The sequence below is a fragment of the Cellvibrio fibrivorans genome (genome assembly GCF_031457055.1).
Taxonomy (GTDB): Bacteria; Pseudomonadota; Gammaproteobacteria; order Pseudomonadales; family Cellvibrionaceae; genus Cellvibrio; species Cellvibrio fibrivorans.
On sequence record NZ_JAVDVX010000011.1, the window covers coordinates 49,159 to 58,250 of the forward strand.

Consider the following 9,092-nt stretch of genomic DNA (forward strand, 5'->3'; position numbering starts at 1 on the left):
CGGGCATAGCGCTAATGCTTTCTTGATGAGTTTGGATAAAGGATCTTCGTTGTAATGGAAACAATGGTTGATGTCGTTATTATCGGCGGCGGTCAGGCCGCACTCTCTGTAGCTTACTATCTGCGTCGCACGGATTACTCCTTCGTTATTCTGGATGCAGAGACTTCCCCCGGCGGTGCCTGGCAACATGGCTGGGACAGTTTGCGTCTTTTCTCGCCCTCCACCTGGAGTTCGTTATCGGGCTGGCAAATGCCACCCACGCAGGAAACTTACCCAAGTCGCGATCAAGTAATTCGGTATCTGGCCAACTATGAATCCCGGTACGAATTTCCGGTGCAGCGTCCGCTGTTAGTCAATGCCGTGAATAACCATGGCGATCATCTGGAAGTTGTCAGCCAACACCAGACTTGGCATGCGCGTGTCGTGGTCAGTGCCACCGGTACCTGGCGAAATCCGTTCATACCACCTTATCCCGGTATCAATCTATTCCAAGGGCTTCAGCTCCACTCGGCTCACTACCAATCCCCTATACCTTTCCAAAATAAAAAAGTGCTGGTCGTAGGCGGCGGCAATTCCGGGGCGCAAATTCTCGCGGAAGTATCGCGCCTTGCTGATAGCACCTGGGTTACTCCGAGTGAACCGCTGTTTTTGCCCGATGATGTGGATGGGCGCGTGTTATTCCAGCGCGCTACGGATCGCTGGAAAGCGCATCTTGAAGGGCGAGAGGTCGATCAACCCGTGGGTGGTTTGGGCGATGTGGTCATGGTGCCACCCGTTAAAGAGGCGCGCGAACGTGGCGTGCTGCATTCCGTGCGGCCGTTCAAACAGTTCACGGCGACCAGTGTTATCTGGGAAGATAGTTCCGAGACTTCGGTAGATGCCGTGATCTGGTGTACCGGATTTCGCCCCGCACTTTCGCATTTGCATTCATTGGGCGTAATCAATTCTGAAGGCAAAGTTGATGTGGAGGGTACCCGCTCAGTACAGGAACCACGCTTGTGGTTAGTCGGTTACGGCGAGTGGACGGGATTGGCCTCTGCCACGCTGATTGGCGTGGGGCGAACGGCACGAACTACAGCAGAGGAAATCGAGCATTATCTGGCTAAATCTTAACGGAAATGTTACAGCTGTCATAAAACCGTAACCTGCCGCTGTTGAAATTGTTCCCGGTAAATTTAAACACTGCGAGGATAATTTCATGAAAAAATCATTGGCAATTGCCGCGTTGACTGCGTTTGTTTCGATGTCTGTATTCGCTGGCCCTTACGATAAACCAGGTTTCGTCACCTTTGAAAAAGATGGCCGTGTGTGGGTATTTAAAACGGATTCTGAAGCCTTGAAACAATTTCAGGAGCATGGCGAGCCAGCAAAACAAGTCACGTTGATTGGTAAAGGCCCTGAAGGAAAAACACTCAAGACCGATGATATGAAAACCGCAGAAGAGTATTTGAAGTTGCTTGCAAAAGCAGAGTAAATCCGGAATTTAAAAAGCCCGACTATTTGCAAAAATAGTCGGGCTTTTTTTGTTCGGCTTATCACAGAGAAAAATTACGTTGGAGCAACCTGTTTTGGTAACGCCAATGAAATTAACGCTGCCAACGCAATAAAACCGGTCGATACCCACAAACACGCTTCCAGCCCGGCGACCTGATAAACCCAGCCAGATAATAAGGTGCCTATCAAGCGCCCCAAGGCATTTGCCATATAGTAAAAACCGACATCCAATGAAACGCCGTCGGACTTCGCGTAATTCACAATCAAATAACTGTGCAGTGACGAATTGATCGCAAACACGGCGCCGAATACCAACAAACCACCAATCAATACTTGAGTCACCGGCAAGCTGGTCGCACTCATGCCCAGTGCAATAGCCGCAGGAATACCAGTAAGGATAAGTGCCCATAGGAAGGCGTGACCACCACCGGGAACCTTACCTTGTGCTTTGCCGATAATCAGTGGTGCGATAGATTGGACAATGCCATAACCAATCACCCAGGCCGCCAGAAAACCGCCCACCCACCAAAAATCCCAACCGAGCTGGCTGCTTAAAAATACCGGCAAGGCCACCACAAACCACACATCGCGCGCGCCAAATAAAAACAGGCGCGCGGCCGACAAAATATTGATTGCACGGCTTTTGGAAAACAATTCACTGAACTTGGGTTTGTTTTTGGCTTTGCCTAAATCTTTCTTCAGGAGCATCAGGCTCGCCAGCCAAATCACACCCAGCGCGATGGCCATAGCGACGACTGCACCGGTAAAACCCATCAGCGCCAACAATGCGCCACCGAGAAAAAAGCCAACGCCTTTCAATGCATTTTTGGAGCCTGTCAGCAGCGCAACCCATTTAAATAATTTGCCCTGTTGATCGCCCGGCACCAATAATTTGATCGAACTTTTTGCACTCATTTTGTTGAGGTCTTTGGCGATACCCGAGAGCGCCTGAGCGCCCATGACCCAAATCGGGGTGAGCATGATCGTGGGCACTGCCAGCATCAACAGTGCGATAACTTGCAGCGCGAGGCCGATATTCATGGTGCGGTTAAGGCCGATGCGGGCACCGAGATAACCGCCCACCAAATTAGTGACCACACCAAAAATTTCATAAAACAAAAACAGGGCAGCAATTTGCAGCGGGCTATAACCCAATTGGTGAAAGTGCAACACCACCAGCATGCGCAAGGCGCCATCGGTTAAGGTAAATGCCCAATAATTGCCGGTGACAACAAAATATTGTTTTATCTCTGCGCTCAGCTTGCCAGCCCCGGTAGTTGCCATGTTTATGCTCCTGCGTCCGCAAGGCCGACCAGTTTTGCCAATTCAACCGTGCGATTGGAATAACCCCATTCGTTGTCGTACCAGGCATAGATTTTTACCTGGGTGCCGTTAATCACCATGGTGGATAAAGCATCCACAATTGACGAGCGTGGATCACCGCAGTAATCGGTAGACACCAGGGGGCGCTCTTCATAGCCCAGAATATTCAGCAGTTCGTTTTCACTGGCGGCTTTCAGCAAGCCATTCACTTCTTCAACCGTGGTGGCGCGTTCCACTTCAAAGACACAATCCGTCAGTGACGCATTGGCCAAAGGAACTCGTACCGCATGACCATTCAAGCGGCCGCGCAATTCCGGAAATATTTCAGCAATCGCTGTCGCCGATCCGGTTGTGGTCGGAATTAAATTGGAACCGGATGCACGTGCACGGCGCAAATCTTTATGCGGTTGATCCAGAATGGATTGGGTGTTGGTGAGATTGTGAATAGTCGTAATAGAACCGTGTTTGATTCCCAGTTTTTCGTGAATCACTTTCACAACTGGTGCCAGGCAATTGGTGGTGCAGGATGCAGCGGTGACGATGCGATGCTCGGCGGGATTAAACAGATGCTGGTTTACACCCATCACAATATTCAGTGCGCCAGTTTCTTTTACTGGCGCGCTCACGACAACGCGATTAACGCCTTGGTCAAGATAAGCTTGCAATACGGCAACGGTTTTCATCTTGCCACTGGCTTCAATCACCAGATCACAATCCGACCAGTCGGTGTCGGCAATTGCCTTGTTGGTGGTGATGCGAATCGATTTCCCGTTAATGATCAGCGCACCATTTTCTGCACTAACCGTTTCCGGCCAAGTGCCCTGTACCGAATCAAATTTCAGCAAATGCGCATAAGTTTCTGCATCGGCAGCGGGGTCATTGATTTGCACAAACTCAAACTCTGGCCAATGCCAGGATGAGCGCAATGCCAAACGACCAATACGGCCAAAACCGTTAATACCGACTTTGATTTTTTTCATAATCTAATCCTTTATCCACGTCATTAAATAGAGATTTGTTGTGCGAGCTTAGCGATATATTCCTGATGTGCAGGAACCTGTAGTGCGTTGGGGCGAATCGCGCGAACGCGCGTGATAACGTCATCCAGTGGAATGCCGCGCTCCAATAGAATTTGCGCTGCGACTAGACCTGTGCGCCCTGAGCCACCTTTGCAGTGAATCGCAATGCTTTTACCGGCATTGACCAATGCATGAATTTTCTCTCTAGCGTTCTGCCAAGCGTCCTGAAAAAGTTGTTCAGGTGCATGATCATCCTCAATCGGCAAGTGAAACCATTCCAACCCCAACTTTGCACAGAGTTCGGGTAAATCAATCACTGCATTGCGCTGCATTTCGTCATTTGGCATAAGCGTGAGAATCGCGTTTGCACCCGCAGCGGCTAACTGTTCCAGTGACTGCTGTAAACCCACCTCTTTGGTTCCGGGGCACGGCGTAAACAATAATTGTCCTACTTCATCGTTAATCGTAAGCGGCGTGAAGGGATGAGCTAGTGACATAAGGTTTCCTTAAAAATAGATAACAATAAAAATTAAATTTAGGGTCGATCAAACCAGTGTTGGGTGCGATTACAAATCGCGACCAGGGATAACATCACCGGCACTTCAACCAGCACACCCACCACCGTGGCGAGCGCGGCACCCGAGTGCAAGCCAAATAGTGAAATGGCCACAGCCACTGCCAACTCAAAAAAGTTTGAAGTACCGATCATGCAAGCAGGTGCGGCGATGTTGTATGGCAGTTTCATCGCCTTGGCGGCTACAAAACTGATCGCAAAAATGCCGTAGGTCTGAATCAGAAGTGGAATAGCAATTAAAAAGATGGCTTGTGGTTTGGTCAGAATCGTCTGCGCTTGAAAGGCAAATAACAGCACCACGGTGGCGAGTAAACCAATCACCGACCAGGGTTTACAGGCGGCAAGGAATTGTTGCAATTGCAGACTGGCGTTGATGCCGGATTTGGATTCCAACCAGCGACGAGTCATCACGCCTGCAATTAGCGGCAAGAGAACGTAAAGCACAACAGAAATAATCAGCGTTTGCCAAGGCACATGGATATCGCTGACGCCTAACAAAAATGCACAGATAGGCGCGTAGGCAAAAATCATAATCACATCATTAACCGACACTTGCACCAATGTGTAATTGGGATCGCCCTTAGTCAGTTGGCTCCACACAAATACCATCGCGGTACAGGGCGCAACGCCGAGCAAGATCATACCCGCGATATATTCCTGTGCCGTTTGTGGATCAACCCAGTCAACAAAAAGTACTTTAAAAAATAACCAACCCAAGGCGGCCATAGTGAAGGGCTTTATCAGCCAGTTGATAACGACGGTTAAGATCAATCCCTGTGGGCGCTGGCCGATATTTTTGATCGCGCTGAAGTCGATTTGTACCATCATCGGGTAAATCATTACCCAAATTAAAACTGCAACGACAATATTCACATGGGCAAATTCCAGTGCAGCAATCTGCGCAAATACCGCTGGAAAATAATTGCCCAGAATCACACCGGCGGCGATGGACAATGCAACCCAGAGTGATAAATAGCGTTCAAATAAACCCATGTTTTTTGCCTGCTTTAATTTTCTGCATTAAATAGCCGATTGATTCACGCGTTTGCTCAAAGCTTCCGCTGACTCAACACGCTCGGAATAACGGTCTACCAAATAATCGCTGCGGTCGCGCAGGAGCAACGTAAATTTCACTAGCTCTTCCATGACATCTACCACGCGGTCGTAATAAGCAGATGGTTTCATACGATCCTGTTCGTCAAATTCCAGAAATGCTTTGGCAACAGACGATTGATTGGGAATGGTAAACATGCGCATCCAGCGGCCGAGCACACGCAGTTGATTGACCACGTTAAACGATTGCGAACCACCGCAGACTTGCATGACGGCGAGTGTTTTCCCTTGTGTGGGGCGAACAGCGCCCATGGTTAACGGAATCCAATCAATTTGCGCTTTAAATACGCCACTCATTGCACCGTGACGCTCGGGTGAGCACCAGACTTGTCCTTCCGACCACAGCACCAACTCGCGCAACTCCTGCACCTTGGGATGGTTATCCGGTGCATCGTCGGGCAATGGCAATCCACTGGGATTAAATACTCGCGTTTCCGCGCCCAGGTGCTGCAACAGACGCTCAGCTTCTTCCACCAACAAACGGCTAAAGGAGCGTGGGCGGTTAGAGCCGTAGAGCAACAAAATGCGCGGTTTGTGGGTGGACATCTTTTCCTGCCCGGAAGACAGGGACTCGGGAATATCCATCAAATCCGTATTGAGATTGGGTAGCGTCAAATCAGTCATCATCAATTCACCACAGCAGAAGTCAGGGGGTTACTGTCGCATCGAAAAATTACAACTCACCGATGCCATTTAACGCGGCTTGGAGTTGATCCCGATTAAGGGCAAGCACCTCCAGCGGTAAGGCCAACATCGTATCGATCCGCTGCCGGATGATTGCCACGCACTCGTCAAAAGCAGTGGCAACCTGGTCGGCATTGAGTGCAGCATCACCTCGTGCAAGCTCGGAGGGATCATTCAGCCCCCAGTGCGCGCGTACCGCACGCCCGAGATACAGTGGGCAGGCTTCACCGGCGGCTTTGTCGCACACGGTAATCACGATGTCCGGTTCCAAATCTTCGAATTCATCGGATGATTTGCTGCGCAAGCCAGCTGTGGATACCCCGGCGCGTACCAGCGCCTCAAGTGTCAGAGGGTTAACTTCACCACTGGGGAAACTGCCTGCGCTGTAGGCCGTACAGCCTTTAGGTGCCATATGGTTAAACAGCGCTTCACTGAGAATGCTGCGGCAACTGTTGTGGGTGCAGAGGAATAAAATTTTCATGGGAACGCCTCGGGAATACCGGTCTGGGAACGGAGTTAGCAGCAACGCTGGGGACGATCTTCCATGCCACATAAGCGGCTCACATTGGGAGCGAGCCAGTCACTGTGTGCCTCGCGCATCAGCTTCAAGGTCTTGACCGCCCAAGTCGGGAGATCCGGGTGTAAGCGGTAATAAACCCATTGACCTTGACGGCGATCTGCCAACACACCACCGGTGCGCAGTTGCGCCAAATGGCGGGAGATTTTGGGCTGGATTTCATCAAGCGCGCAGGTAAGCTCGCACACACAAAGCTCTTTCTCACCCGCGACCAGCAAGGCGATCCGGGCACGGGTTTCATCCGCAAGGCATTTACTGAATTGATCCGGGGTCAAGGGCATAACTTAGTTCCGTTTAGTTTTTACCAGTACGAACAACTTGATGCGTTCGTGAATCGCTTGCAGCGTATGCTCAAAGGCTTTGGGGTCGCTGCTTGCAGAGGGATCTTCAAAATTCCAGGCCAACACCTCAGCAGGATTTGCCAGCAATTGACACTCTTGGGCGGCCTTGTCGCACAGGGTAATCACGACATCGAAGCGTCGATCAGCAAGCGTCTCCAGCGATTTACTGTAAATCCCCTCGGTCGAAACCCCGGCCTTTTCCAGTACATCTAACGCCTTGGGATTGATCGGTTTGGGATTGGTCCCGGCACTGGCCACTTCAAAGTTCTGGCTATCCGTATGGCGAAGCAAAGCCTCTGCGATCTGGGAGCGGGCGGAATTTCCGGTGCAAACAAAGAGAACGGGGATTTTGTAGGACATGATGGTTCAATCCTGTACATATGGAAATGCAAATATACGGATAAACGAATATGATGACAAGTATGGGTAGACTTGTCGGCACCAGATCTAATGCATCAACGAAGTCCAGCCAGACCACCTCCGTGACACAGGCGCATAATAGAAGCCCCTCATCTCAGGAGGTATTTCATTATGTTTACATCCAGCATTGATAAACACTTACTCAAAGAACCCTGGAATAAAGGAAAACTTATAGGTCAAAAAGCGCCACTAAAAGTCAGTGACGTATGGGCAATCCGGGTGCGTTTACAGATTTCTCATCGAATCCGTGAGCTCGCGATGTTTAACCTTGCCATTGATAGCAAGCTTCGAGCATGTGATTTGGTTAAGCTGAAAGTCCGCGATATCAGCCACGGCACTCAACTCTTACATCGCGCCACCGTGATGCAGCAGAAAACTCATCAGCCAGTGCAGTTTGAAATCACGCCTCTAACTGAAGCTCACATGGGGAAAAATAATTGGGATTCGATGTTCATTGCCGGATTGCTGCGTCAAGAAGTATTGGTCTGGTTATTTGATAGATTTAATCAACAAGGACGCGTGGAGGATGCTCCTTTATGTCCGCAGTAAAACTCAGGCGTACTTATACATAATTCGCACGTTTCATATTGGCAAACGTGGAGTATTCAGCCTGAAAGCTGTAGCTTTGATTACACAATATTAATTTCGAAATTAGAAAATTGTTTAAAACTGACGCGGTGGTCGATGTTTGGAGAGAAATCGAAGGTAACACCTCCAGTCTTCATGGCCGTAACTAGCTGAACTATAGAGAATCCCTGGTGCTGGACTCCAGTTCTAGATATGGGCTTCTTGGGCACTCCAATGCGAGCCTTGAGGCTCAAGTCACGAATAAATTTTTCACAGTGATTTTTGTCGATTACCCAGTCCCGATTAAGGCGGTTTGGCTTTTGAATTGCGGTTAGTATTTGGCTATCCAATAATTGCCTGAGCTGATGTCTTGTAATTTCCAGTTCATGGCACGCCTCGTTCATAGTCCAGTTTGACCCTAGTTCGGTGGCCAACGCATCTGCTTCATCAAGCAAGTAATGAGCTTTCCCTTTAAAAATTATCCTTGATAAGCGTTTCATAATTACATAACTATCAATACGTTCCGGCCGGCAGCCGATGACAACAGCTGCTTTTTTTTTGGAAATGATATTGCGCGAGGCGATTGACGACGTGATCCTAGTTACGCGCTGACTATCCAGTACACCTGGCCAATACGTAGCCACGTAACGATCAAATTCTTCCTTGATAACTGCAATGCCTTGGTTGAGTTGCCTTCTATGTAGCTGCTCGTAAAGATCTCTATAATGTTTGTTGATTCCAGCGATGCCCCTTTTACTCATCGGATTATCAATGAATTGAGAAAGTAAAGAATAAAATGCATCTGGCCAATGCCTTAACAAATCCCATATGGCTGTGTAATGTTGAGCGAGTTCAATATTTTCCATCCTGTTGGGATTAAAATTGTCCCCTACCAGTCTCGCTGAATAATGTGCAAGAAAATTTATCAACGTCAATGACTCCCGGAATGTTAAACCTCGAACTATCTTTGGAATCTCCAC

12 protein-coding genes are annotated in these 9,092 nt (G+C 49.2%); 3 read left to right on the forward strand and 9 right to left on the reverse strand.

Translation table 11 applies throughout. The annotated features are described in order from the left end of the window. The first annotated feature begins 54 nt into the window (after nt 1-54). Complete coding sequence (locus tag J2X05_RS20480) at nt 55-1,113, forward strand: ArsO family NAD(P)H-dependent flavin-containing monooxygenase (protein WP_310076186.1); 1,059 nt, start codon at nt 55-57, stop codon at nt 1,111-1,113. Nucleotides 1,114-1,198: 85 nt separating this feature from the next. Then, entirely contained in the window at nt 1,199-1,474 is a 276-nt protein-coding gene (locus J2X05_RS20485) for a hypothetical protein (RefSeq protein WP_261948121.1), read from the forward strand. A 74-nt stretch (nt 1,475-1,548) separates the two neighbouring features. Here J2X05_RS20485 and arsJ read toward each other — a convergent pair whose 3' ends face one another. From arsJ to J2X05_RS20525, 8 genes are read right to left on the reverse strand one after another with little or no spacing between them, the layout of a single operon-like run. After that, on the reverse strand, nt 1,549-2,778 hold the full coding sequence (arsJ, locus tag J2X05_RS20490) for an organoarsenical effux MFS transporter ArsJ (protein WP_310076189.1): 1,230 nt from the start codon (nt 2,776-2,778) through the stop codon (nt 1,549-1,551). 2 nt (nt 2,779-2,780) lie between these two features. Next, nucleotides 2,781-3,797: an ArsJ-associated glyceraldehyde-3-phosphate dehydrogenase gene (locus J2X05_RS20495; protein WP_310076191.1), complete on the reverse strand. Its 1,017-nt coding sequence runs from the start codon at nt 3,795-3,797 to the stop codon at nt 2,781-2,783. 23 nt (nt 3,798-3,820) lie between these two features. Continuing rightward, nucleotides 3,821-4,333 (reverse strand): cyclin-dependent kinase inhibitor 3 family protein, encoded by a 513-nt coding sequence (locus J2X05_RS20500; protein ID WP_310076193.1) that lies wholly within the window; start codon nt 4,331-4,333, stop codon nt 3,821-3,823. Between the two features lie 38 nt (nt 4,334-4,371). After that, complete coding sequence (arsB, locus tag J2X05_RS20505) at nt 4,372-5,403, reverse strand: ACR3 family arsenite efflux transporter (protein WP_310076195.1); 1,032 nt, start codon at nt 5,401-5,403, stop codon at nt 4,372-4,374. Nucleotides 5,404-5,430: 27 nt separating this feature from the next. Further along, the gene (arsH, locus tag J2X05_RS20510; RefSeq protein ID WP_445343912.1) at nt 5,431-6,150 is read right to left on the reverse strand and encodes an arsenical resistance protein ArsH; all 720 of its coding nucleotides are present in this window, start codon (nt 6,148-6,150) and stop codon (nt 5,431-5,433) included. Between the two features lie 46 nt (nt 6,151-6,196). Then, the gene (locus tag J2X05_RS20515; RefSeq protein WP_310076197.1) at nt 6,197-6,688 is read right to left on the reverse strand and encodes an arsenate reductase ArsC; all 492 of its coding nucleotides are present in this window, start codon (nt 6,686-6,688) and stop codon (nt 6,197-6,199) included. A 35-nt stretch (nt 6,689-6,723) separates the two neighbouring features. Beyond that, on the reverse strand, nt 6,724-7,065 hold the full coding sequence (locus J2X05_RS20520) for a metalloregulator ArsR/SmtB family transcription factor (RefSeq protein WP_261948128.1): 342 nt from the start codon (nt 7,063-7,065) through the stop codon (nt 6,724-6,726). A 3-nt stretch (nt 7,066-7,068) separates the two neighbouring features. Then, a complete protein-coding gene (locus J2X05_RS20525; protein WP_310076200.1) occupies nt 7,069-7,485 on the reverse strand; it encodes an arsenate reductase ArsC in 417 nt (138 codons plus the stop codon). Nucleotides 7,486-7,656: 171 nt separating this feature from the next. Between J2X05_RS20525 and J2X05_RS20530 the strand changes: the two genes are divergently transcribed. Continuing rightward, nucleotides 7,657-8,094, forward strand: a complete 438-nt coding sequence (locus J2X05_RS20530; RefSeq protein WP_310076202.1) for a site-specific integrase — start codon at nt 7,657-7,659, stop codon at nt 8,092-8,094. A gap of 80 nt (nt 8,095-8,174) precedes the next feature. Here the strand turns inward: J2X05_RS20530 and J2X05_RS20535 are convergent. Further along, nucleotides 8,175-9,092 (reverse strand): hypothetical protein (locus tag J2X05_RS20535; protein WP_310076203.1); only part of this gene is annotated, 918 nt, incomplete at its 5' end.

Excerpts from the sequence above, each read along its gene's own strand:
- J2X05_RS20500 (WP_310076193.1), bottom strand. The coding sequence starts at position 4,333 with ATGTCACTAGCTCATCCCTTCACGCCGCTTACGATTAACGATGAAGTA.
- J2X05_RS20520 (WP_261948128.1), bottom strand. The coding sequence starts at position 7,065 with ATGCCCTTGACCCCGGATCAATTCAGTAAATGCCTTGCGGATGAAACC.
- J2X05_RS20480 (WP_310076186.1), top strand. The coding sequence starts at position 55 with ATGGAAACAATGGTTGATGTCGTTATTATCGGCGGCGGTCAGGCCGCA.
- J2X05_RS20525 (WP_310076200.1), bottom strand. The coding sequence starts at position 7,485 with ATGTCCTACAAAATCCCCGTTCTCTTTGTTTGCACCGGAAATTCCGCC.
- arsH (WP_445343912.1), bottom strand. The coding sequence starts at position 6,150 with ATGATGACTGATTTGACGCTACCCAATCTCAATACGGATTTGATGGAT.
- J2X05_RS20530 (WP_310076202.1), top strand. The coding sequence starts at position 7,657 with ATGTTTACATCCAGCATTGATAAACACTTACTCAAAGAACCCTGGAAT.
- arsJ (WP_310076189.1), bottom strand. The coding sequence starts at position 2,778 with ATGGCAACTACCGGGGCTGGCAAGCTGAGCGCAGAGATAAAACAATAT.
- arsB (WP_310076195.1), bottom strand. The coding sequence starts at position 5,403 with ATGGGTTTATTTGAACGCTATTTATCACTCTGGGTTGCATTGTCCATC.
- J2X05_RS20495 (WP_310076191.1), bottom strand. The coding sequence starts at position 3,797 with ATGAAAAAAATCAAAGTCGGTATTAACGGTTTTGGCCGTATTGGTCGT.
- J2X05_RS20515 (WP_310076197.1), bottom strand. The coding sequence starts at position 6,688 with ATGAAAATTTTATTCCTCTGCACCCACAACAGTTGCCGCAGCATTCTC.
- J2X05_RS20485 (WP_261948121.1), top strand. The coding sequence starts at position 1,199 with ATGAAAAAATCATTGGCAATTGCCGCGTTGACTGCGTTTGTTTCGATG.